This is a genomic window from Bacillus sp. LBG-1-113 (assembly GCF_020708615.1).
Classification (GTDB): domain Bacteria; phylum Bacillota; class Bacilli; order Bacillales; family Bacillaceae; genus Bacillus; species Bacillus mojavensis.
In genome coordinates this window covers 35,433-58,794 of record NZ_JAJFDG010000009.1, presented here as the reverse complement: position 1 = coordinate 58,794, position 23,362 = coordinate 35,433, and the positions used below count along the sequence as shown (strand labels likewise).

Genomic DNA, 23,362 nt, shown 5'->3' with positions numbered 1-23,362 from the left:
CCGGGGCAACTTCGCCCCGGCCTACATGATTATAGGTTTCTTAACCGCGCACAGATTTCGTCCGTGACCTCAGCCGTTGTGTTTTGTCCGCCAATGTCGCGTGTTTTGATGCCGTCAGCCGTTACTCGTTCCATCACATCGAGGATCTTTGCCCCCAGCTCTTCCTCTCCGAAATGGTCAAGCATCAGCTTCGCTGTCCAAATCTGGCCGATTGGATTGGCAAGACCCTGACCGGCAATATCGGGAGCTGAGCCGTGAACCGGTTCGAACATAGACGGGTATTTGCCGTCCGGATTGATGTTCGCAGACGGCGCAATGCCGATGCTCCCCATCAGGCTCGAGCTGATGTCGGTTAAAATATCACCGAACAGGTTGCTTGCCACAATGACATCAAACGTTTCCGGACGCGTCACAAAAAAAGCGGCCAGCGCATCAATATGCTGGGATGACGTTTCAATCTCGCAGTAATCAGCGGCAGTCTGCTGAAAGACTTCATCCCAAAACGGCATCGCGTGATATATGCCATTAGACTTTGTTGCACTTGTCACATGGCCGCGCCGTTTTTTTGCCAATTCGAAGGCAAAGCGCATGACTCGCTCTGTCGCTTTTCTGGTAAACACGGCATTCTGGATGGCAATTTCATCATCGCCCCTGTGAATGCGTCCGCCAACTTCACTGTATTCACCCTCACTGTTCTCGCGAATCACCACGAGGTCAAAATCATTTGGATGCAGAAGCGGCGACGTAATGCCCGCCATTTGTTTGGCAGGTCTCATATTAATAGAAAGCTCGAGTTCTCTCCGGATTTTCAGGAGCAGCCCCCATAATGAGATATGGTCGGGAACAAGCTTCGGATTTCCAACCGCCCCTAAGAAAACCGCTTCAAATTGCGTGAGTGTATGTATTCCGTCCTCAGGCATCATTTCGCCGTGTTCCATGTAATAGTCACAGCTCCATGGAAATGACGTAAATGAGAATGACAAACCCCCGTGCACCTCAGCAGCTGTATGAAGCACTTTCTCAGCAGCCGCCACAACTTCTTTTCCTGCTCCGTCTCCCGGTATTGCCGCAATCTCGAATCGTTTCATCGTCATTCTCCTTCCCCTGCTATCGTAAGCGTTTTCTATTATACTAGATTACGAGATGGCAAAAAAAGCCCGTGACGTGCTGTCACGGGTCGGTTATTGATTCAGTTTTTTTAAAACGATGGCATGGAGCGGTTCATGGGACGGGATACCGCACACCTCGTGAAGCACTCCGCTGTATCCTTTTTCCGCGATCAGCGCTTGCAGCTCGACCGCTTCCGGATCACCGGCAAAGTCGAATCGCAGCGCCGCCGCAATGCCTTCAGCCAGTGCATTCGGCGCTTTGATTTTCTTCGCCGGACCTACAAGCCTGTCATTTTCTCCAAGCTTTCTGAGCGGCGATCTCGCCACACGGGTCACATCGTCAGTGATAAATTCATTTTCAAAGCGGCCGATGATTTTTTTAATATATTGCTCGTGCTCTGATTGCTTAAAACCGTACGTTTTGATGAGATAATCACCGGTTTCAAGCAGCGCCGAGTGAACAACACGGCGGATCTCCGGGTGATCGATCGCTTCTTTTATCGTTTTTAATCCACGCTGATAGCCGACATAGGCCGTTACAGCATGGCCGGTATTCACGGTAAACAGCTTTCGTTCGATATACGGCGTTAAATCATCAACAAACAGCGCCCCTTTTATTGCCGGTGTTTCCCCGATAAAGCCTGATTCATCGATGACCCATTCAAAGAACGGCTCAACCGACACTTTGAGCGGATCTTCATGATGCTGAATCGGCACAATCCGGTCAACCGCGGAATTCGGGAATCCGACAGTTTTGCCGACAGCCTCCTGTTCCGCCTCTGTTAAGTGGCTGTATACTTCTTTTTTTAAGAAGCTGCTCCCGCCAATCATATTTTCACAGGCAATGATGTTCAGTGTGTCAGCACAGCTTCTTCGTCTTAAGCCTTCTGCGATACTCGGAGCAATTAGCTTTAACACATTCGGGCCGACCGCCGTCGTGATGAGCGCCGCCTCATTGATCAGCCGATACAGCTCCTCCGGCTGGCTGCCGCTGTTGATGGCGCTGACCGGGCCGATCACCTCTGACGAACGCCCTTCTTCTGCGAGTTCAACAGTGTATGCCCGTTTTTCATTAAGGAGGCCGACCATCGTGTCATTTACATCCGCGAACACCACTTCATAGCCGGAGTGGTGAAGCAGCGCACCGATAAAGCCCCTCCCGATATTTCCCGCACCGAAATGTAAGGCAATCATGCTAGTTCACCTCGTTGAAAATCGCGATCAAATCTTCTTCGCTTTTCGCAGAAATCAGGCGTTCAATGTTTTCTTCTTCTGAGCAGATGATGGCGATGTTTGACAAAATGTCTAAATGCTCGTTATTTTTTCCGGCAATGCCGAATACGACTTTAGCTGTGTTTCCTTCTCCATACTCTACTCCGCCTGGAATTTGAATGATAGAAATTCCTGAGTGAAGCACCTCGCTTTTCGCATCTTCTGTGCCGTGGGGAATGGCAATAAAATTCCCCATGAAGGTAGAAGATGTTTCTTCCCGTTCAAACATTTTTTCAATATAATCGTCTGTCACGTAGCCGTTGTCAATCAGTGTTTGGCCCGCCAATCTGATCGCTTCTTCTTTCGTTGCAACCGTTTGATTAAGTTTGATGTTTTCTTTTGCGAGTACTTGCATGAGTATCACTCTCTTTCTATAAGATTACTTTTTCAGCTTTTCAATCAGCTCGTCGTATTTCGGGCTGTTTAAGAAGTTATCCACTGATATATGCGTCGCGTTCGGCAGCTTTGCTTTCGCGCGGTCTGTTAAATCTTTGTGGGTGATAACAATATCCGCGTCGCTTGGCAGATTGTTAATGGCCGTGTTGGTCACACTGATGTCAAGCTCCGCTTTTTTCACTTTGTTTCTTAAGATGGATGCCCCCATCGCACTTGATCCCATTCCCGCATCACACGCAAAGATAATTTTGTTCACGCTTTCAGGAGACAGCTCAGACGCTTCCTCTGCTTTGGCTTGTTCCGCCTCTAAAGCAGCTGCTGCTTGGCTTTTCTTCCCCTTCATGGACTGCATTTTTTCTGTTGCGGCAGCCAGGTCTTCTTCACTTGCTTTTGAGGATTTCAGGATCACTGCTGAAACGATGAACGATACAGCTGCAGCGACCAATACACCCGCCAATACGCCGAAATAGCCTCCTCTTGGTGTCATTGCCATCAATGCGATAATGCTTCCCGGTGACGCTGCCGCGACAAGTCCGGCATTAAAGATCGTAAACGTTAGGAGTCCGCTTGCTCCGCCCGCAATCGCTGCCAGAATCAAGGCCGGTTTCATCAAAATATACGGGAAGTAAATTTCGTGAATCCCTCCGAAGAAGTGAATGATTGCTGCTCCAGGAGCCGTTGATTTTGAAGATCCTTTGCCAAAGAACATGTACGCGAGTAAAATGCCGAGTCCTGGTCCAGGGTTTGCTTCTACTAAGAACAGAATCGATTTTCCCGTTTGGGCTGCCTGCTCGATTCCGATTGGGCTTAAGATTCCATGGTTAATGGCGTTGTTTAGGAACAACACTTTCGCCGGCTCTACGAAAACGCTTGCAATAGGCAGCAAATTAGCGTGTACAATGACTTCCACACCAGCTGCCAGCAATTTGTTTAACGTCAGGACAACCGGACCGATGGCGTAAAACGCGAGAATCGTCAAAGCCGCGCCGACTATCCCTGCCGTAAAGTTGTTGATCAGCATTTCAAAGCCTTGTTTGACTTTATCCTTGAACAATTTATCAATCTGTTTAATGAGGTATCCGCCAAGCGGCCCCATTATCATTGCACCTAAAAACATTGGAATATCCGATCCGACAATCACACCGATCGCCGCTGTCGCTCCGACGACTCCGCCGCGGTGGTCGTAAATCATTTTTCCGCCTGTATACGCTATCAAAAGCGGCAGTAAATACGTGATCATCGGGCTGACAAGTGTATTCAGCTGTTCATTCGGAAACCATCCCGCCGGAATAAACAGCGCGGTAATGATGCCCCAAGCGATAAACGCGCCGATATTCGGCATGATCATTCCGCTCAAATAACTGCCGAAGCGCTGAACTTTCACTTTCATGCCGCCTTGCTGCTGTTCTTGCTGCATATATAAACCCTCCCTGTTTTGTTTGTCGCTAAAAGAATGATAATGTCAGAGAATGATGCTTCCCTTTGACTCTATATTAAAACGCTTACAGTCCCTATACAATTGAAAGTAAAGAGGACTTTGGCACATGGGTGTGACAATTTTTTAAAAATAAAAAGACTCCTGGTATCAGGAGCCTTTTCTCTTTCCTCTATAAATAATGTTTCCGTTTTGAATTACGTACTTTGCGATCATCCGCTCACTCACAATAAAAACGGGATAGGCGCACACAAGTGCAAAAACAGCCATCGGCACATGCTGAACGGCCGGAATCAATGAGCCTGCTGCATTGCGAAGGAGCAGCATCAGATAAATGAGCAGCACGATGACTGCTAATGATACCAGCATAATCGGTGCTGATACTTTATATTCATAAAGCCGTTCCCGGCAGTGTCCGCAGCGAAATTGGCACGGGACATTTGACGATCTGACCATATCGCCTGTCAAAGGTTTGCCGCAGTTCGGGCATACAGTTTCTTTCATATGGTATTTCACTCTCCATTCATATGTCCATTATACCAGAGACCACTCTGTTTCGTTTTGTTACTGTTCAACACATTTTCACATTTTTTATCATCAGCATACTTGTCTCAGTCTCTGAAATCCTCTACGCTTAAGAAGATCTTAATGGAGGGGATGTATGAATGCTTCCGATTAATAGACAGCAGCACATACTTGAGTGGCTGAAAGAAGAAGGCGCCCTAAGAATTTCTGATATCAGTCAACGGTTCGGTGTGTCAGAAATGACGGTATACAGAGATGTGAATCAGCTTGTCCAATCAAACCAGGTGATAAAAACAGCCGGCGGCATCACACTCCCAGTCCGTGCGCCTCAGACTGATCACATGTGCAGCTATTGCCTGAAGCCAGCGAATCAAGCTTATTCGGTCCAGCTGATCACGGTGACACAAGACATTGAACAGCTGTGCTGCGCACATTGCGCGTTTTTGCGGTATGCAGATAAAACGGAAGAGGTTTCTCATTTGATTTGCAGAGACTTTCTGTTACAAACTACGGTCAGTGCCGCTTCGGCTTATTTTGTTGTAAACGCCGAATTAAATCTGCACTGCTGCCAGCCGCAGGCCATACCGTTTGCGGCTCTTGACCATGCTGAACGGTTTCAAAAAGGCTTTGGCGGAGCCGTCCGCACCTTCGATCAAGCGCTGGAAGACATGCTACGGGACAGAAAAAAACGCTGCACATGCACCAAGAAATAACACAACATAACTAGCGGAAGGTGGTGTCTGAGTAATGCAACGAAACAGATGGTGGATCTTCCTTCTGCTTTTTCTTGTTTTCCTGCCGAAAACAAGCTTTGCTCACGCCTATATTGTCAAATCTTCACCCGGAGAAAACAGTGAATTAAAAAGCGCTCCCGCACAGGTGGAAATTGAATTTAATGAACCTGTTGAAGAAGGCTTTCACTACATTAAAGTCTATAATTCAGACGGTGACCGGGTGGATACGGACAAAACAGAAATCAAAAAAGACAACAATCACATCATGACCGTGAAGCTGAAAAAAAATCTGCCTCATGACGTGTACAGAGCGGAATGGAATGCCGTTTCGGCAGACGGGCACCCTGTTTCCGGCGTCATTCCGTTCAGCATCGGCAAAGCGGAAGGAGGGTTCAGCAGCCAGAAAACATCGAGCTCAGCGCTTAATCCGGGAACAGCTGCAGATCGTGCCATTCTGTATACAGCCTTTTCTCTGTTTATCGGGACCGTTTTCTTCCATCTCTTCTGGTATAAAGGGGACGGAAAAAACCTCGCCAAACGGACGAAGCGTTTGCTTGTCATCTCAGTCACTGTGCTGGGACTGGCGCTCCTCCTTCAGCTTCCGTTACAGACAAAAGCAAATACAGGCGGCGGCTGGGCCAATGCCTTTCAGCCGGGGTATATGAAAGAAACGCTGTTTGAAACCGCGGGAGGCACAATTTGGATGATTCAAGCCGTGCTGTACGTACTGCTCGTCCTTTCTGCCATCCCAGTGTTACGCAAAAAGCGTTTTGCGTCCTTCGCATATTGGACGGCGCCGCTCATTTTCTTTTTCGGTCTTCTGCTTGCCAAAGCGTTTACCGGACATGCCGCTGTTGTAGAAGAAAAAACGGTCGGTATCTTGATGGATTTCCTACATTTATCCTCCGCCTCTATCTGGGTCGGCGGAATAGCGGCCATCGTTTTCCTGCTTTCACAGGAGTGGAGACAGCAGGACAAGACGCTTGCATGGGAGACGGTAAAACGGTTCTCTCCATGGGCGCTCACTGCAGTCGGTGTCATTTTGTTCTCGGGCTTGCTCAATGGATTTTTCATCATCCGGTCAATGGATTCTCTTTTCCATACGGCGTACGGCCAAGCCTTGTTAGTCAAAAGCGGACTGTTTGTTTTGATGCTGATTCTGGGCGGTATTCATTTTCTGCTCACCAGAAAACGGCAGGGGTCCAAAATCACCCGCACGCTAAAAGCGGAATGGGCAATCGGCATCGCTGTCCTGATCACAGCCGCCGTATTTACAAGTCTGCCAAGTCCGCCTGAGCCTGCACCGGAACCGTTTTATCAAACCAAAGCGATTGAAAACGGGCAAAGTGTATCTCTCAGCATCAGCCCGAACCAGCCCGGCAAAAACGTGTTTGAACTCAGGGTTACCGATCATAACGGAGACCCAGCAAAAAACATTCAGCAAATCACCTTGACCGTTTATAAAACGGGACTGTCAGGCAGTAAAAACAAAAGCACGTTTCAGTTGAAAGAAAAAACAGATGGCATCTTCCAGACTGAAAACCTGTCTATTAATGAAAAGGGAAACTGGAAGATCAAAGTCCACGGACTGACCGGCGACTTTAACGAAATCAATATCATGTTTACAAAGACAAATTAAGGAGTGTTTGAATTGTTTAAAAAAATCGCATTCACACTATGTCCAGCTGTTATCGGCTCTCTTTTATTCTTTACGGCGCCTGCCAGCGCGCACGTGTCTGTAAAACCGGTAGAATCAGCCGCAGGCTCATGGGAGACCTACACAATGAAGGTTCCTTCCGAAAAAAATCAGCCGACAACAAAGGTTGTTTTAAAAATGCCAAAGAATGTTGAGTTCCAGCAATACGAACCGGTTCCGGGCTGGAAGGTGTCTACTGCAAAACACGACGACAAATCAGTGTCCGTGACGTGGGAAGCCACTGGCGGGGGCATTCAGGAAGGCCAGTTCCAGCAGTTTACCTTTGTTGCCAAGAACCCTGATAAAGCGGAGGAAGCCGCTTGGGATGCTTATCAATATTACAAAGACGGCAGCATTGTTGAATGGACAGGCGATGAAGATGCGGATACGCCTCATGCCATTACAAAAATCACTACATCCAAAGAAGTAACAGACGAGCACGGCGCCACTCAAACGAAAGATGATTCTGCTTCTGCAGACTCAGGTTCATCAGCTCTTGATATAACAGCAATTGTGCTGTCTGCAGCCGCTATTATTTTATCTGTTGCAGCTCTTGTAAAGAAAAAGCGCGCCTAAAGAAAAATCGATCCAGATGAGTTCTGGATCGCTTTTTTTGATTTATCCGCGTCCTGCCTGGAAGGAAGGGTATTGTGTCATTCCGCCGTCCGCAAATAACGTAATGCCTGTGACGTAGCTGGCTTCCTTCGAAGCAAGCCAGGCTGCCACTGCCGCAATTTCCTCCGGTTCACCGATATATCCCATCGGAATCATGCTTTCAACATCTGCTCTCTGCTTAGGATCAGCAAATTTTTCAGCATTGATTGGCGTGTTGATCGCGCCAGGCCCGATATTGTTGACACGAATGCCTTTCGGCGCATATTCCAGTGCCAATGTTTCCGTCATCAGCTTGATTCCACCTTTACTTGCCGCATAGTGAACAAATAATGGCCAAGGAATCACTTCATGGACGCTCGACATATTAATGACGCTTCCTTTGATATCATTTTCAACAAAATATTTAATCGCTTCACGGCTTCCTAAAAAGGCGCCTGTTAAGTTCGTGCTGATGACTTTTTCCCAATCCTTGAGCGGCATTTCATGAGACGGTACGGGATTTTCAAGACCGGCATTATTAATCATAATATCGAGTGTGCCAAACTCTTTAATCGCTGTTTGGACGATGTTTTTTACATCTTCCTCTTTCGTTACGTCTCCTTGGACGACAATGGCTTCACCGCCTGCCTTGATGACCTCTTCTTTTACCTCGTTTGGATCCTGCTTGTTACTGTAGTAGTTGATTACAACTTTTGCCTGCTCCTTTCCGAAGCGAATGGCCATTGCCTTTCCTAGTCCTGAAGCAGCTCCTGTAATAGCGACGACTTTTCCTTTTAAATCCGGATACATATCCATCCTCCTTAATTGTTATGAATTCGTTTTGGCGATTCCTAAGAATACGGCAGCCGCAATTATCAGTGCAATCCCGATCGCAATCGCAATCAGCTGGCGTTTTGATTTCTTTTCACGCAGGATAAAAATACCGCCAAGCGTCGAGATGACAATTCCCATTTGAGAGAGAGAAAAGCTTGTGGCAACGCCGACTTTCGGCTGAGAAATAAACAAAAACATATTTCCACCTGCCCAGATTAAGCCCGGGAGAATATTTCTGATGGCATACTTATTGAAGGGCTTGTGCTTATAGGTTAGTATGACCCCTCCAATGACCATCCCGATCGCCTGCGGCAACAGGGCGGACCATCCAGATACATTGAACAACCTTGCGACAACAACATAAATCAAATATCCCAGTGTCGAGACCAGAAGGATTAAAATGCCCTTTTTTAAGTTGCTCGGCTCTCCATCTTTTTTGTCTTTCTTATCTTCTAATGACGTGAGAACGATACCGACAATAATAAAGATAAGAGCGAGGATTCCAAGTGTAATCGCAATCGGTGTTGACCACTCTCGGAAAACGATGACACCGAACAGTGAGGTGGAAACAAGCTGCATCCCCGTGGAAATCGGCATCGTTTTGGACACACCCATTAACTGAATGCTTTTGAGCTGGTTGCTCTGCCCAAGTGACCAAAATAATCCGGATATAATTCCAACGATAAAAATGCGCATGGACAGGACGGGTTGGACAAACAAATAAATAACGATAGAAACAATCAACGCCCCGATCGTCGTTCCCAATGTTTGGCTGTAAGGCCCGCCGCCTAATTTAACATTGAAGAGAACAATGCTCCCCCAAAACAAAGCAGGGAGAAGAGCCAGTAATAAATCCATTGTTGGGGAACCTTCTTTCAAAATGTATTTGCTGTTATTTTGGCTGGAATTGATGTGTTTATTCGCTGAAACACAAAAAGAGGTGCCGGATTTTCCGGCACCTCTTTAGGAGCATATCATTTCGTTTATAAACCGATGGACATATATTTTGTTTCGAGATATGGTTCAATACCTTCTGAACCGCCTTCACGGCCGATTCCGCTTTCTTTCATTCCGCCGAACGGAGCTTGAACCGCGGACGGCCCTCCGTCATTCCAGCCGATAATTCCGTATTCGAGGTTCTCGGAAATATAAATGCCGCGGCGGTAATTTTCTGTGAAGAAATAAGCAGCCAAGCCGTACGGTGTATCGTTGGCAAGCTCAATGGCTTCATCAATATCTGTAAAAGTGACGATTGGCGCAACAGGGCCGAATGTTTCCTCGTGCATGATATTCATGGACGTATTGACGTCAGCGAGCACTGTCGGATTGACAAAGTAGCAGCCTTTATCATCGTTTCGTTCATAAGTGCCCCCAGCGACAACCTTCGCTCCTTTTTCAACCGCATCATCAATTTGGCTGACGATTTTTTCAAAGCCCCTTTTGTTGATAATCGGACCGACGTTTACGCCTTCCTCAAGTCCGTTTCCTACCTTTAGCTTCGATACTTGCTCGCTCAGTTTCGCAGCAAATTCATCTTTGATGGATTCATGGACGATGAGCCGGTTGGCGCATACGCAAGTCTGACCCGCGTTTCGGTATTTAGACACCATTGCCTGTTCAACAGCAAGATCAATGTTTGCATCTTCATCCACAATCAGCGGGGCATGTCCGCCGAGCTCCATGGATACGTGTTTCACAGTATCGGCGCTGTTTTTCATCAGGATTTTCCCTACAGGTGTTGATCCTGTAAAGGTGATTTTGCGGATTTTCGGACTGCTTGTAAAAACGTTTCCGATCTCCTCGCCATCACCGATGACAACCTGAAGCACATCTTTTGGAATGCCTGCTTCGTATGCGAGGCGTGCAAGTTCATAGGCTGACAGCGGTGTATCAGGCGCCGGCTTGATGATAAACGTACAGCCGGCAGCAAGAGCAGGCGCCGCTTTACGTGTAATCATCGCATTTGGGAAATTCCAAGGCGTAATCGCGGCAACTGGGCCGACTGCCTGGCGCGTCACGACAATTCGTTTTCCGGTTGTCGGAGCCGGAACGGTTCTTCCGTATACACGCTTCGCTTCCTCTGCGAACCATTCGATATAACCGGCGCCGTACAGCACCTCTCCGACAGCTTCCTGGTACGGTTTTCCGTTTTCCTTCGTAATTAAATCTGCAAGTTCTTCTTTATGTTCAACGATGAGCTCATACCACTTTTTCAAAAGAGACGCTCTTTCGTTCGCTGATGTTTTAGACCATGATTTAAACGCTTGATGTGAACGTTCAATGGCTTCTTCTACTTCTTTGGCTGATTGCTGAGGAATCGTTTTGATCGCCTCGCCTGTAGCCGGGTTGTAGACCGTTAATTGATCTGGCATATTGAACATTCCTTTCTATTCTTGGATTTACTTAAAATGATAGCAGACCCGTGTGCGGTCTTTCCAATGATTAAGCTCGCAGACCTGCTTCCACAATGTGGAGCCCTTCATTCAGAAGGTCATCTGAAATAACCAGCGGCGTCAGGAAGCGGATGATATTGCCGTTGATTCCGGCTGTCAGCAGCAGCAACCCGTTTTGATTCGCGTACGCTGCGATCGCTGCCGCTTTCGCTTTATCAGGTTCACGTGTTTCAGGGTCTTTGACGATCTCGATTGCTGCCATCGCCCCAAGTCTGCGGATGTCGCCGATACACGGGTATTCTGTTTTCCATTCAAGCGCTTTTTCTTCAATGATCCTGCCGATTTCCTCAGAACGTTTATTCAATCCTTCTACTTCAATAATATCCAAAACTGCCAATGCCGCCGCGCACCCAAGCGGACTTCCCGCATATGTGCCGCCGAGCTCTCCGGGCGCCGCCGCATCAAGCATTTCCGCGCGTCCGATCACACCGCTTAACGGCAGACCGGCCGCAAGAGATTTCGAAACCGTGATTAGATCTGGGACGACATCAAAATGCTCAATCGCGAAATAAGTACCCGTTCTGGCAAATCCGGTTTGGATTTCATCGGCTACAAAGACGATGCCGTGTTCTTTACAGAAGGAAGCAACATGCTGCACAAACCGTTTAGAAGGAATAATGAATCCGCCTTCTCCCTGCACCGGCTCCATCACAACACACGCTACCGTTTCAGGAGCAACGGCTGCGATAAAGAAGTCATTGAACGCTTGAATGACCATATCGTCATATGCATCGTCACTCAGTCCGGCAGGCTTCTGATAATAATATGGAAACGGCGCCTGGTATACCTCTGATGCAAATGGACCAAAACCGAATTTGTACGGCTTCACCTTGCTTGTCATGCTCATTGTCATATTCGTGCGTCCGTGGAACCCGCGTGTAAACGAGACAACGCCTTGGCGCTTGGTATACTTTCTGGCGATTTTCACTGCATTTTCCACCGCTTCCGCTCCGGAGTTGAGGAAAATCGCTTTTTTCTCATGAGTTCCAGGCGCAATGCCGCAAAGCTTTTCAGCTAATTCAATATAAGACGGATACATCATGACGTTAAAGCCGGGATGGATCAGCTCCTCCGCCTGCCGCTTCACAGCTTCTACCACCTTCGGATGCGAGTGTCCGACGTTTAAGGTTCCAATGGCGCCAGCAAAATCAATAAATCTTCGGCCGTCCAAATCATACAGCTCTGCTCCCTCTCCTTTTACCGCCAGGCTGCGGTTTCCGTTGCTCACGCCCTTTGAGACAAATTGGTCCCGTTTTTGCTGCCACTCTGCGGTAGTGAAAGTTGATGCGGTTGTTTGACTCATGTGAATTCCCCCACTGTCATTGTTTTCTTATCATTCTGACTTCTTTTTGGTATGATGAAAAGTACCAATTATAACTTTTTAATGGTATCAGAAGGAGAAACCGCAATGGACATCACAATCACGCTCGATCGCTCAGAAAAAGCTGATTATATCTATCAGCAGATTTATCAAAAACTAAAAAACGAAATCCTCAGCCGTAATCTGCTGCCCCACTCGAAGGTTCCCTCCAAACGAGAGCTGGCTGAAAAGCTGAAGGTCAGCGTAAACTCTGTGAATTCAGCCTATCAGCAGCTGCTCGCGGAAGGGTATTTGTACGCTGAAGAAAGAAAGGGTTTTTTCGTGGAACACCTGGACACATTTTCCTCTGAGGAACAGCCCTCATCTTCACTGCCGGATGACCTGAAAGAGGTTCATATCGATCAAAGCGATTGGATATCATTTTCACATATGAGTGCCGATACAGATCATTTTCCAATGAAAAGCTGGTTTCGCTGTGAGCAAAAAGCGGCTGCCCGCTCATACCGCACGCTCGGCGACATGTCTCATCCGCAAGGCATATATGAGGTAAGAGCCGCCATTACAAGGCTCATCTCTCTGACGCGGGGGGTGAAATGCCGGCCGGAACAAATCGTCATCGGGGCGGGCACTCAGGTGCTGATGCAGCTGCTGACGGAGCTTTTGCCTCAGGATGCGGTCTATGCGATGGAGGAGCCTGGTTACAGGCGAATGTACCAGCTTTTGCAACATACCGGAAAACAGGTGAAGACGATTATGCTTGATGAAAAAGGGATTTCCATTTCTGAAATCATTAGACAGAACCCAGATGTATTAATCACTACCCCTTCGCATCAATTCCCGGCCGGAGCGATTATGCCTGTATCCCGGAGAATTCAGCTGCTGAACTGGGCAGCGGAGCAGCCGAGCCGCTATATTATTGAGGATGATTATGACAGCGAGTTTAAATATGACGTAGACAGTATCCCGGCGCTCCAAAGCCTCGACCGCTTTCAAAATGTCATCTATATGGGCACCTTTTCAAAATCACTTCTTCCCGGATTGCGGATCAGCTACATGGTACTGCCTCCGGAGCTGTTACGGGGTTACAAAAAGCGGGGTTATGACCTGCAGACCTGCTCGTCGCTCACACAGATCGCCTTGCAGGAATTTATTGAGTCTGGAGAATATCAGAAGCATATAAAAAAAATGAAGCAGCATTATAAAGAAAAGAGAGAACGCCTCATCAGCGCATTAGAATCAGAGTTTAGAGGAGAGATCACGGTAAAAGGGGCAAATGCGGGACTGCATTTCGTCACCGAATTTTACACCTGCCGCACGGAACAAGAGATACTCGCGCATGCCGCCGCCCAGCAGCTTGAAATCTTCGGGATGAGCCGGTTCCGCTTAAAAGAAAGCCGTCCGCAGCCGGACAAACCCGCGCTCATCATCGGCTTTGCACGGCTGAGGGAAGAGGACATTCAGGAAGGTGTGCGAAGACTTCGCCGCGCTGTTTATGGGACATAAAAAAATCCCCTGTTCAGGGGATTTTTTACCAGCGCTCCTGGTCCACGTTCAGCACTGCTTTAAGCAGGCCCGGAAATGCCCTTTCCAGATCTTCTGTGCGAAGCGAATAATAACGGCGCTTTCCTTCTATGCGTACTTGAGCGATGCCCGATTCTCTTAATACTTTAAAATGATGGGACAAGGTCGACTTTGCAACCTGTACATCGGCACAGGTGCCGCACGTTTTCTCTTTTGCTTCGGCCAATTGCTTCACCAGCTCTAAACGAAGCGGATCACTCAGTGCGTGAAGAACCTTTGTCAGCTGCAACGTTTCTGTTTCTGGATGGTTTGGAATGTTCATGACACAAATGTATCACACAACAATTAGAATGACAATTTTACTATTTGAGGGTTTTTCCTTTACCTGATTTTGATTACATGGTACATTTAGTTCGATCAAATTCGAACAATAAATTTAAAAGACAAATGGAGGAGATTTACATGATCGTATTACAAGCTTATATCAAAGTAAAACCCGAGAAACGTGAAGAATTTTTGAGCGAGGCACAATCGCTGGTTCAACATTCAAGAGCTGAGGAAGGCAACGCCCAATACGACCTTTTTGAAAAAGTAGGCGAAGAAAATACATTTGTGATGCTTGAACAATGGAAAGATGAAGCGGCGATGAAATCCCACAATGAAACTGCGCATTTCCAAGGGTTTGTAGCAAAAGGCAAAGAACTGCTGAGCGCTCCTCTTGATGTTGTCCGCACAGAGCTCAGCGAGTAAGGAAAGGATGTCTCACATGAACGAAGTAATCAAATCATTAACAGATCACCGCTCCATCCGCAGCTATACGGATGAGCCGGTGTCAGAAGAGCAGCTAGACCATATTATACAAGCGGTGCAATCAGCCCCTACTTCTATCAATGGGCAGCAAGTGACTGTCATCGCGATTCAGGATAAAGAGCGGAAAAAGAAAATCTCCGAACTGGCGGGCGGACAGCCTTGGATTGACCAAGCTCCGGTTTTCTTGCTTTTCTGCGCAGACTTCAACCGGGCAAAAATTGCGCTTGAAGATCTGCATGACTTCAACATGGAAATCACAAACGGTTTAGAATCCGTTCTTGTCGGCGCTGTAGATGCCGGCATCGCACTTGGCACGGCGACAGCGGCAGCTGAATCACTCGGGCTTGGCACTGTTCCGATCGGCGCAGTTCGGGGAAACCCAAATGAACTGATCGAGCTGCTTCAGCTTCCAAAATACGTCTTCCCTGTATCTGGTCTTGTCATCGGCCATCCTGCTGATCGTTCAGCAAAAAAACCCCGCCTTCCAAAGGCAGCGGTTTATCATAAAGAAACGTATTTGCAGCAGGACGAGCTGACATCACACATTCAGTCATATGATGAACAAATGGCCGAATACATGAAGAACCGGACCAACGGAAAAGAAACACGAAACTGGTCACAAGGAATCGCCTCATACTATGAGCGCCTGTACTATCCGCATATTCGTGAAATGCTCGAAAAACAAGGGTTTAAAGTTGAAAAATAAGCCTCACCCGGCCTGTCGGAATTCCGGCAGGCCTTTTTATTTGTCCGGATAAAATCCATTGACTTTCATTTTGTTTATTTGGTAAAATTTTATCAATGTTACTCATTGGTTTTCTGTGAACCAATGGGTTTTCTATTGTTCAAGAAAGAAGGAAGCCATGAGATGCTTGATAAAAAAACAGAAATCTTGTTAGCCGCGCGGAAGCTTTTTTCTGAAAAGGATTTTACGTCGGTTTCCATGCAGGCAATCGCGGAAGAATGTAAGATGTCAAAAGCTTCTATATATAAGCTGTTTCAATCCAAGGAAGATTTGCTTTTGGAGCTGCTGACGTTTAACCAAAAGCAGATGGTGGCCGCGGCATCAAGACTGCAGGAAAATACCGCGCTGACACCGGAGGAGCGTTTGATTCAAAAGGTCAAAATGGAGCTGGAAGGATTCAGGCGGAATCAGCAGTTTTTTAATATGCTGACCTACGGAAACCCCAAGCTGCACAATGACCGTGTAAAACAGCATATCCATCAGACCAGATCGACGATTATCTGCTGGCACCGGGATTCGCTGATTCAGGCCTATGGAGAAGCCATCCTCCCTTTTGTATGGGATTTGGTCATCATTCTTCACGGCATGATGCGGGAATTTTTAATGCTGATCAAAATAGAGGAAAAACCGCTTGACCTTGACCCGATCGCAGCGTTTATCATCAGCACCCTCAATCAGATTATCAAAAACAGAGAAACGCGGCAGTCCCTGCTTCCGCCTGAGACCATCGAGCTCTATATCCAATCGGCGTCCTCCTACCAGCCAAAGGATAAATCACTCCTGTTATCAGAAAGCCTGAAAGAATTACATAAAGGCATCTCTTCCCTGCCCGCCGCGGATTATGACATCGATGAGCTGGCATCAGCTGCAGCCATGCTGGAAGAGGAAGCAAAAAAGGAAGAGCCCCGCGCCTTTTTATTGAAATCACTGATTGGCTATCTGGAACAAACCGGTGTTTTAACACAGCCTATTTCTATGTTAAAAACACTGTTAATTACTTAAAGAAAAGAAGGGATCTTATTGGACACAAGTATTGAAAAAAAACCGTTTAACCGTTCTGTCATTGTCGGCATTTTGTTAGCCGGGGCGTTTGTCGCCATTTTGAACCAGACACTGTTAATTACCGCTCTCCCCCATATCATGAGGGATTTTCATATAGATGCAAACCAAGCCCAATGGCTGACGACTTCATTTATGTTAACGAACGGTATCTTAATTCCGATTACCGCATTTTTAATTGAAAAATTCACGAGCCGTACGCTTCTCATTACAGCGATGAGTATTTTCACTGCCGGAACAATCGTTGGCACGTTTGCCCCGAACTTTCCGGTTCTGCTGGCGGCCCGTATCATTCAGGCGGCCGGAGCCGGCATTATGATGCCGCTCATGCAGACAGTATTTTTAACGATCTTTCCGATTGAAAAGCGCGGCCAGGCTATGGGTATGGTCGGATTGGTCATCTCCTTCGCGCCTGCGATCGGGCCGACTCTTTCAGGATGGGCAGTAGAAGCTTTCTCATGGAGATCATTGTTTTATATCATTCTTCCGTTTGCCGTGATCGATTTGCTTCTCGCTATCATTCTTATGAAAAACGTGACGACATTAAGAAAAACACAGATTGATATTTTATCAGTTATCCTGTCGACCCTTGGATTTGGCGGGCTGCTGTATGGCTTCTCAAGCGTCGGCTCTTACGGATGGACCAGCTCAACGGTTCTGGTTTCACTGCTTGTAGGTGTGATTGCGCTGCTCTTATTTATTACAAGACAGATGAAGCTTGAAAAACCGATGCTGGAATTCCGCGTATTTACGTTTGGTATCTTCAGCTTAACAACCCTGCTGGGAACACTTGTCTTTGCTTTATTAATTGGTACGGAAACCATTCTGCCGCTGTATACACAAAACGTCCGAAACGTCACAGCCTTTGATACAGGGCTTATGCTTCTGCCGGGAGCCATTGTGATGGGCTTCATGTCCCCGATTATCGGAAGAATTTTTGACCGTGTCGGCGGAAGAGGCTTGGCGATTGCTGGTTTCTGTATCATCTTCCTGACGTCACTGCCGTTTATGCAGCTGACTGATCATACGTCACTGGCATGGATTGTCGTTTTATATACCGTTCGTCTCTTAGGGACAGCGATGATTATGATGCCTGTGACAACAGCCGGAATCAATGCGCTGCCGCGCCACTTGATTCCGCACGGAACAGCAATGAACAATACGGTTCGCCAAGTCGGCGGATCCATCGGGACTGCTCTCCTTGTATCCGTGATGAGCAACCAGGCGGCACATGCAGGAACCACAAATGTGAAACACGCCGCTCTGCACGGCATGAACGCCGCTTTTATCGTGGCAGCCTGTATCGCGCTTGCCGGCTTACTTCTATCCTTTACATTAAAGAAACCTCAGCGCCCCGCCGAACAGCAGCCGGCACGCTGATCCTATAAAAAAAAGAGCCCCGCTTTGAGAGCGGAGGCTCTTTTTCGTTTTACTTCTCTAAACCGTCTTTCACTTCTTTAATCATTTGCGTCATTGACTCAAGTCCGCCTCCTGATAAGTACCAAGTAGCTGAATCAAGGTATACGACATGATCATTTTTCACGGCGTTTACGTTTTTCACATAGTCGTTTTCAACGACTTGTTTTGTAGATGATGTTTCTCCGATTGCTGTACCGCGGTCAATAACAAACAGGTAATCCGGGTTTGTTTTTGAAATGTACTCATATGAAACGCTTTGTCCGTGAGTAGACGCTTTGATATTTTTATCAGCCGGTGTCACGCCGAATACGTCATGGATCAGGCCGTATCTTGATTTAGAACCAAACGCGCTGATTTTGCCGTCATTCGCCAGAAGCACTAGACCGTTTTTGTTCAGCTTTTCAGCTTTTTTCTTAAGATCTGAAATGGAGTTATCGATGGTTGCAAGTTCGTCCTTTACTTCATCTTCTTTATCAAAGATTTTACCGATTGTCTCTGCGTCTGATTTAAATGTTTCCATGTATTTTGCTGGATCTACGCCAAGGTAAATCGTCGGTGCGATTTCAGAGAATTCTTTGTAAGACTCAGATTGTCTTCCTGAAATAATAATGAGATCAGGATCCAAGTCAGCTACTTTTTCAAAGTCTGGCTCTTTTAAGCTTCCGACATCAGCATATTTGTCATCTTTGAATTTGGACAGATAGTTAGGAAGGGCTTGTTTCGGCAGGCCCGCTACTTTATCATCAAGACCTAATTTATCTAATGTATCTAAGCTGCCTAAATCAAATACGACGACTTTTTTAGGGTTCTTTGTCACTTTTGTGCCGTTTTTGTCCAGCTGGTGTTTCACCGTTATTTGTTCTTTTTTCGTGTCAGATCCTTTGCTGCTTGAGCTTTGGTTTCCGCATGCAGAAATGACAACAGCTGTCACCAATGCGATGAATAGAATTGCAAACTTTTTCATGTCTTCACCTCTTCTGTATATTAAGAAAAATAAACACCTATTCTTTGGTTATCTATCGTCTGAATCGGGATGGTCATATCGTAGATTTCTTCGAGCACAGAGGTTTCAATGATCTCCTCCGGCGGCCCCTCTTTTACGATTCGGCCGTTTTTCAAAGCAACGATATGATCAGAGTAGACGGAAGCAAAGTTGATATCGTGAATCACGATCACGATTGTTTTTCCAAGCTCCTCTACCAGCCTCTTCAGAAGCTTCATAATTTCAACTGAATGTTTCATATCCAGGTTGTTCAAGGGCTCATCAAGAAATATGTAGTCCGTGTCCTGGGCAATGACCATTGCGATAAACGCCCTTTGGCACTGTCCGCCGCTCAGCTGATCCAGGTACTTATCCTGAATCTCCTCCAGCTTCATATAACTGAGCGCCTGGTTGATATGAACCCAGTCTTCCTCTGTCAGCCGTCCCTGTGAATAGGGGAATCTGCCGAAACTGACAAGGTCTTTAATGGTTAGTCTGATATTAATTTGATTCGCCTGCTTTAAAATACTCATTTTTTTGGCAAGCTCTTTGCTGTCGCAGGTTCCGATCTCTTCTCCGTCTATGAAAATCTCACCGGAATCCTTTTTGATCAGGCGGCTCATAATAGACAGCAGCGTACTTTTGCCGGCGCCGTTAGGACCGATAAACGAGGTGATTTTGCCTTTTTGAATCGTGACTGACGTCTCTTCAAGGACAACTTTCCCTCCATATTGTTTGCTTACATTTTTGACCTCTACCATGATTTATTCTCCTTTAACAGCAAGTAGATAAAATAAATCCCGCCAGCAAAATTAATAATAACGCTCAGCGTCGTTGAGAAGGTGAATACTTTCTCAACCACAAATTGTCCCCCGACTAACGCAATAATGCTGATTAAAACAGAACCTGCAATTAAGTATGAATGCTTATATGTTTTCAGAAATTCTCTCGCCAGGTTGACGACGAGAAGCCCCAAGAACATAATCGGGCCGACAAGCGCTGTAGAAACAGAAACAAGGATCGCGATCACGATCAGCATCTGTTTAACAACTTTGTCGTAGTTAATGCCCAAATTGACAGCGTGTTCACGGCCGAGTGACAGCACGTCAAAAAATCTCGTAAAACGCCAGACATAGATACCGGTCAGCAGGAAGATGATAAAGGCGAGCCATAACAGATCCGTGTTGATGTTGTTAAAGCTGGCAAACATTTTGTCCTGCACAACCTGAAACTCATTCGGGTCAATCAGCATCTGCATAAAGGAAGACAGGCTGCTGAACAGCGTGCCGAACACGATTCCGATGAGCAGAAGGAAGAAGATATTTTTCCCTTCACCTTTGAACATGATTTGATAGAGAACAAAAGAAAACAGCACCATCAGCAACACAGAGATAATGAAGTTGATGTTTTTATTCATGATTACGATATTCATTGAACCGAACAAAAAGATGATGACGGTCTGAATCAGCATATAGAGAGAATCAAGGCCTAAAATGCTGGGCGTCAGGATGCGGTTATTCGAGATCGTTTGGAAGATCATTGTTGAAAACGCAATCGCTCCGCCAGTCAGCATAATGGCAGCGACTTTTTTGATTCTTCTCGGCAGAGTGTAATCCCAATTGCCTAGGTCATAAAACAGAAATAAACCGATACATACAACAGCTATACCAACAAGCAAAGCAATTTTCATCTGGTTACGCATACGCTTTTCTCCTTAACAGCATAAACAGGAAAATGCCGCTGCCGATGATTCCGACCATCAGACCAATCGAGATTTCATAAGGGAAGATAATGACTCTGCCCAATATATCGCAAAACAGAACAAAAACCGCTCCCAGCAGCGCAGTGTGCGGCAGGCTGTTTTTTAGGTTGTCTCCTCTGTAAATCGATACAATGTTCGGGATGATTAAACCGAGAAACGGAAGCATACCGACAGTCAAAATGACAAGTGACGTAATCAGGGATACGATAATGAGCCCGATGTTCACAACCCGTTTATACTTGAGGCCGAGGTTGACAGAAAAGCTTTCTCCCATACCCGCCACTGTAAATTTATCCGCATAAACATAGGCAATGATGACAAGCGGAATACTCAGATAGAGAAGCTCGTATCTCCCTTTCACAACTAAGGAGAAATCCCCCTGAAGCCATGATGACACGTTTTGGATCAAGTCATATTTATACGCGATAAACGTCGCGATTGAGCTGACGATATTCCCGAGCATTAAACCGACAAGCGGAATAAAGATGGTGTCGTTAAACTTAATTCTTTCAAGAATTTTCATAAACAGAAAATTACCAACTAGAGCAAAGACAAAAGCAATCAGCATTTTCATTAATGGACTTGCCGATGTAAACAGAAGCAAGGATATTAAGATTCCCAGCCTCGCCCAGTCCATCGTGCCGGCCGTCGTCGGTGACACGAATTTGTTTCTGGTGATCTGCTGCATAATCAGGCCGCAGATGCTCATGCTCATCCCTGCGATTAAAATGCTGATCAGCCGCGGCAAACGGCTGGCAAAGAGCGTTGATGCCTCTTCTTTGCTTAGATCGAAGAGATCAAGCGGCGACAGATCTTCTACGCCGATAAATACAGAAGTGACTGCTAATATGATAAGTAGAAAAAATAAGTAACGTAGCTTCATGCTGCCTCCTTACATCCTTACAGCAAAAAGAACGTATCTTCTACTCCGCAAGGACTCAAAACAATATGGCCATATAGTAATTGATTATCATTATCATTTACATATTACCACTTTTCTAGTGTTAGTCAATATTCTTTAAAAATATTAACCTCGTTATCTATTCAATTTTACTCATAATTCAAACCATTTTCCATCACAAATCGTTAGTCTGTTTACCATATTTATCTTCACTATGCTTCAACTTCGGCATCAAACCTGACATAATTCCTCTCTATAAATACAAATGTTCTTTCCACATAGAAATTTCCCCTTGATTTACAAAACTGAAAGAGGGATAATAAATACTAAATTTGTGTGAAAATTTTAAACATTAGGAGATGTAAACATGAAGGTCGTTAAATTCGGAGGCAGCTCACTCGCTTCAGGCGCACAGCTTGAAAAGGTGTTTCAAATCGTAACCTCAGATCCCGCACGCAAAGCTGTAGTGGTGTCGGCTCCGGGCAAACGCTATTCCGAGGATACGAAAGTGACTGATCTCTTAATCACATGTGCTGAACAGTATTTATCATCCGGAAGCTCCCCTGAACTGGCGGAAGCGGTAATTGAACGCTATGCTCTGATCGCAAATGAGCTTCAGCTTGAGCCGTGTATTATAGAAAAAATCCGCGATGATTTGTTTACGCTTTTAGAAGGAGATAAAAGCAATCCCGAACAATATCTGGACGCTGTCAAAGCAAGCGGTGAGGATAACAACGCTAAGCTGATCGCCGCCTATTTCCGCCACAAAGGCGTGAAAGCGGAATATGTAAACCCGAAGGATGCAGGCCTATTTGTAACAAATGAACCCGGCAACGCGCAGGTGCTGCCTGAATCGTATCAAAATCTCTATCAGCTGAGAGAGCGTGAAGGCCTCATCATATTCCCCGGCTTTTTCGGTTTCAGCAAGGATGGCGATGTGTTGACATTTTCACGGAGCGGTTCTGATATTACAGGCTCTATTTTAGCCAATGGTCTTCAGGCCGATCTGTACGAAAACTTTACTGATGTAGATGCTGTGTATTCTGTTAATCCTTCCATTGTTGACAACCCGAAGGAAATCCACGAGCTGACATACAGAGAGATGCGCGAGCTGTCGTACGCAGGCTTTTCAGTGTTTCACGATGAAGCGCTCATTCCGGCCTTCAGAGCGGGCATTCCCGTGCAGATCAAAAATACGAACAACCCGTCGGCAAACGGAACACGCGTCGTCAGCAAACGCGATAACACAAACGGGCCTGTCGTCGGTATTGCCAGCGATACCGGCTTTTGCAGTATTTATATCAGCAAGTATTTGATGAACAGAGAAATCGGATTTGGCCGCAGAGCCCTGCAAATCCTTGAAGAACACGGTTTGACGTATGAGCATGTTCCATCGGGAATTGATGACATGACGATCATCTTAAGACAGGGTCAAATGGATGCTTCGGTTGAACGAAGCGTAATGAAGCAGATTAAAGAGGATCTTCATGCCGATGAAGTTATTGTCGAGCACAATCTGGCGCTCATTATGGTTGTAGGAGAAGCAATGCGCCATAATGTCGGCACAACGGCAAGAGCAGCCAAAGCCTTATCAGAGGCAAAAGTGAATATCGAAATGATTAACCAAGGATCTTCTGAAGTGAGCATGATGTTCGGCGTAAAAGAAGCCGAAGAAAGAAAAGCCGTCCAAGCATTATACCGGGAGTTTTTCGCGGGAGTGCTGGTCTCTTAATCTATACATAAAAGCGGGCGGCAGAGCCCGCCTTTTATATTGCCCGCGTCGATCGATGAATT

22 protein-coding genes and 1 pseudogene are annotated in these 23,362 nt (G+C 46.3%); 9 read left to right on the top strand and 14 right to left on the bottom strand.

Features of this window, described 5'->3' with window-relative positions; translation table 11 throughout:
• Positions 1-29: 29 nt before the first annotated feature.
• The 5 genes from LJF29_RS17660 to LJF29_RS17640 form a co-directional block, all read right to left on the bottom strand.
• Positions 30-1,094 carry a tartrate dehydrogenase gene (locus LJF29_RS17660; RefSeq protein WP_229149922.1) on the bottom strand — a complete coding sequence of 355 codons (1,065 nt, stop codon included), beginning with the start codon at positions 1,092-1,094 and terminating at the stop codon, positions 30-32.
• A gap of 87 nt (positions 1,095-1,181) precedes the next feature.
• Complete coding sequence (locus LJF29_RS17655; RefSeq protein ID WP_229149921.1) at positions 1,182-2,303, bottom strand: mannitol-1-phosphate 5-dehydrogenase; 1,122 nt, start codon at positions 2,301-2,303, stop codon at positions 1,182-1,184.
• Between the two features lies 1 nt (position 2,304).
• The gene (locus LJF29_RS17650; RefSeq protein ID WP_059291950.1) at positions 2,305-2,736 is read right to left on the bottom strand and encodes a PTS sugar transporter subunit IIA; all 432 of its coding nucleotides are present in this window, start codon (positions 2,734-2,736) and stop codon (positions 2,305-2,307) included.
• Positions 2,737-2,760: 24 nt separating this feature from the next.
• A complete protein-coding gene (locus LJF29_RS17645; protein ID WP_229149920.1) occupies positions 2,761-4,194 on the bottom strand; it encodes a PTS mannitol transporter subunit IICB in 1,434 nt (477 codons plus the stop codon).
• A gap of 168 nt (positions 4,195-4,362) precedes the next feature.
• Positions 4,363-4,716, bottom strand: coding sequence for a hypothetical protein (locus LJF29_RS17640; RefSeq protein ID WP_010333041.1), 354 nt, complete (start codon positions 4,714-4,716; stop codon positions 4,363-4,365).
• 161 nt (positions 4,717-4,877) lie between these two features.
• On the opposite strand from LJF29_RS17640, the gene ycnK reads away from it, so the two are divergent.
• From ycnK to LJF29_RS17625, 3 genes are read left to right on the top strand one after another with little or no spacing between them, the layout of a single operon-like run.
• Positions 4,878-5,450 carry a copper uptake transcriptional regulator YcnK gene (gene ycnK / locus LJF29_RS17635; RefSeq protein WP_229149914.1) on the top strand — a complete coding sequence of 191 codons (573 nt, stop codon included), beginning with the start codon at positions 4,878-4,880 and terminating at the stop codon, positions 5,448-5,450.
• A 34-nt stretch (positions 5,451-5,484) separates the two neighbouring features.
• Complete coding sequence (locus LJF29_RS17630) at positions 5,485-7,110, top strand: copper resistance CopC/CopD family protein (RefSeq protein WP_229149913.1); 1,626 nt, start codon at positions 5,485-5,487, stop codon at positions 7,108-7,110.
• 12 nt (positions 7,111-7,122) lie between these two features.
• Complete coding sequence (locus LJF29_RS17625; protein ID WP_229149912.1) at positions 7,123-7,743, top strand: YcnI family protein; 621 nt, start codon at positions 7,123-7,125, stop codon at positions 7,741-7,743.
• Between the two features lie 42 nt (positions 7,744-7,785).
• Here the strand turns inward: LJF29_RS17625 and gdh are convergent, their stop codons facing one another.
• The 4 genes from gdh to gabT form a co-directional block, all read right to left on the bottom strand.
• Complete coding sequence (gdh, locus tag LJF29_RS17620; protein WP_010333037.1) at positions 7,786-8,571, bottom strand: glucose 1-dehydrogenase; 786 nt, start codon at positions 8,569-8,571, stop codon at positions 7,786-7,788.
• An 18-nt stretch (positions 8,572-8,589) separates the two neighbouring features.
• Positions 8,590-9,453 (bottom strand): glucose uptake protein GlcU, encoded by an 864-nt coding sequence (gene glcU, locus LJF29_RS17615; RefSeq protein WP_229149911.1) that lies wholly within the window; start codon positions 9,451-9,453, stop codon positions 8,590-8,592.
• 125 nt (positions 9,454-9,578) lie between these two features.
• Positions 9,579-10,967, bottom strand: a complete 1,389-nt coding sequence (gene gabD / locus LJF29_RS17610; RefSeq protein WP_101863991.1) for a succinate-semialdehyde dehydrogenase — start codon at positions 10,965-10,967, stop codon at positions 9,579-9,581.
• A gap of 70 nt (positions 10,968-11,037) precedes the next feature.
• The gene (gene gabT, locus LJF29_RS17605; protein WP_229149902.1) at positions 11,038-12,351 is read right to left on the bottom strand and encodes a 4-aminobutyrate--2-oxoglutarate transaminase; all 1,314 of its coding nucleotides are present in this window, start codon (positions 12,349-12,351) and stop codon (positions 11,038-11,040) included.
• A gap of 105 nt (positions 12,352-12,456) precedes the next feature.
• Between gabT and LJF29_RS17600 the strand changes: the two are divergent.
• Positions 12,457-13,894: pseudogene (locus LJF29_RS17600) on the top strand (PLP-dependent aminotransferase family protein); the annotation flags it as partial.
• A gap of 3 nt (positions 13,895-13,897) precedes the next feature.
• Here LJF29_RS17600 and LJF29_RS17595 read toward each other — a convergent pair.
• On the bottom strand, positions 13,898-14,212 hold the full coding sequence (locus LJF29_RS17595; protein ID WP_010333032.1) for an ArsR/SmtB family transcription factor: 315 nt from the start codon (positions 14,210-14,212) through the stop codon (positions 13,898-13,900).
• A 140-nt stretch (positions 14,213-14,352) separates the two neighbouring features.
• On the opposite strand from LJF29_RS17595, the gene LJF29_RS17590 reads away from it, so the two are divergent.
• From LJF29_RS17590 to LJF29_RS17575, 4 genes are all read left to right on the top strand, one after another.
• The gene (locus LJF29_RS17590) at positions 14,353-14,640 is read left to right on the top strand and encodes a putative quinol monooxygenase (RefSeq protein WP_003225015.1); all 288 of its coding nucleotides are present in this window, start codon (positions 14,353-14,355) and stop codon (positions 14,638-14,640) included.
• A gap of 16 nt (positions 14,641-14,656) precedes the next feature.
• Complete coding sequence (locus LJF29_RS17585; RefSeq protein ID WP_010333031.1) at positions 14,657-15,406, top strand: NADPH-dependent oxidoreductase; 750 nt, start codon at positions 14,657-14,659, stop codon at positions 15,404-15,406.
• Positions 15,407-15,568: 162 nt separating this feature from the next.
• Positions 15,569-16,447, top strand: coding sequence for a TetR/AcrR family transcriptional regulator (locus tag LJF29_RS17580; RefSeq protein ID WP_168746934.1), 879 nt, complete (start codon positions 15,569-15,571; stop codon positions 16,445-16,447).
• Between the two features lie 18 nt (positions 16,448-16,465).
• Positions 16,466-17,884 (top strand): MDR family MFS transporter, encoded by a 1,419-nt coding sequence (locus tag LJF29_RS17575; protein WP_010333029.1) that lies wholly within the window; start codon positions 16,466-16,468, stop codon positions 17,882-17,884.
• Between the two features lie 49 nt (positions 17,885-17,933).
• Here the strand turns inward: LJF29_RS17575 and LJF29_RS17570 are convergent, their stop codons facing one another.
• Genes LJF29_RS17570 through yclN form a run of 4 tightly spaced genes read right to left on the bottom strand, consistent with a single transcriptional unit; the run spans position 17,934 to position 21,550 of the window.
• Entirely contained in the window at positions 17,934-18,887 is a 954-nt protein-coding gene (locus tag LJF29_RS17570) for a siderophore ABC transporter substrate-binding protein (RefSeq protein WP_229149900.1), read from the bottom strand.
• A gap of 20 nt (positions 18,888-18,907) precedes the next feature.
• On the bottom strand, positions 18,908-19,666 hold the full coding sequence (gene yclP / locus LJF29_RS17565) for a petrobactin ABC transporter ATP-binding protein YclP (protein ID WP_229149899.1): 759 nt from the start codon (positions 19,664-19,666) through the stop codon (positions 18,908-18,910).
• Positions 19,660-20,607, bottom strand: coding sequence for a petrobactin ABC transporter permease YclO (gene yclO, locus LJF29_RS17560; RefSeq protein WP_010333026.1), 948 nt, complete (start codon positions 20,605-20,607; stop codon positions 19,660-19,662). The genes yclP and yclO overlap by 7 nt, the downstream gene beginning before the upstream one ends.
• Entirely contained in the window at positions 20,600-21,550 is a 951-nt protein-coding gene (yclN, locus tag LJF29_RS17555; RefSeq protein WP_010333025.1) for a petrobactin ABC transporter permease YclN, read from the bottom strand. Before yclN ends, yclO begins: the two co-directional genes overlap by 8 nt.
• Before the next feature lie 385 nt (positions 21,551-21,935).
• Between yclN and LJF29_RS17550 the strand changes: the two genes are divergently transcribed.
• Positions 21,936-23,300, top strand: coding sequence for an aspartate kinase (locus LJF29_RS17550; protein WP_010333024.1), 1,365 nt, complete (start codon positions 21,936-21,938; stop codon positions 23,298-23,300).
• Positions 23,301-23,362 lie beyond the last annotated feature (62 nt).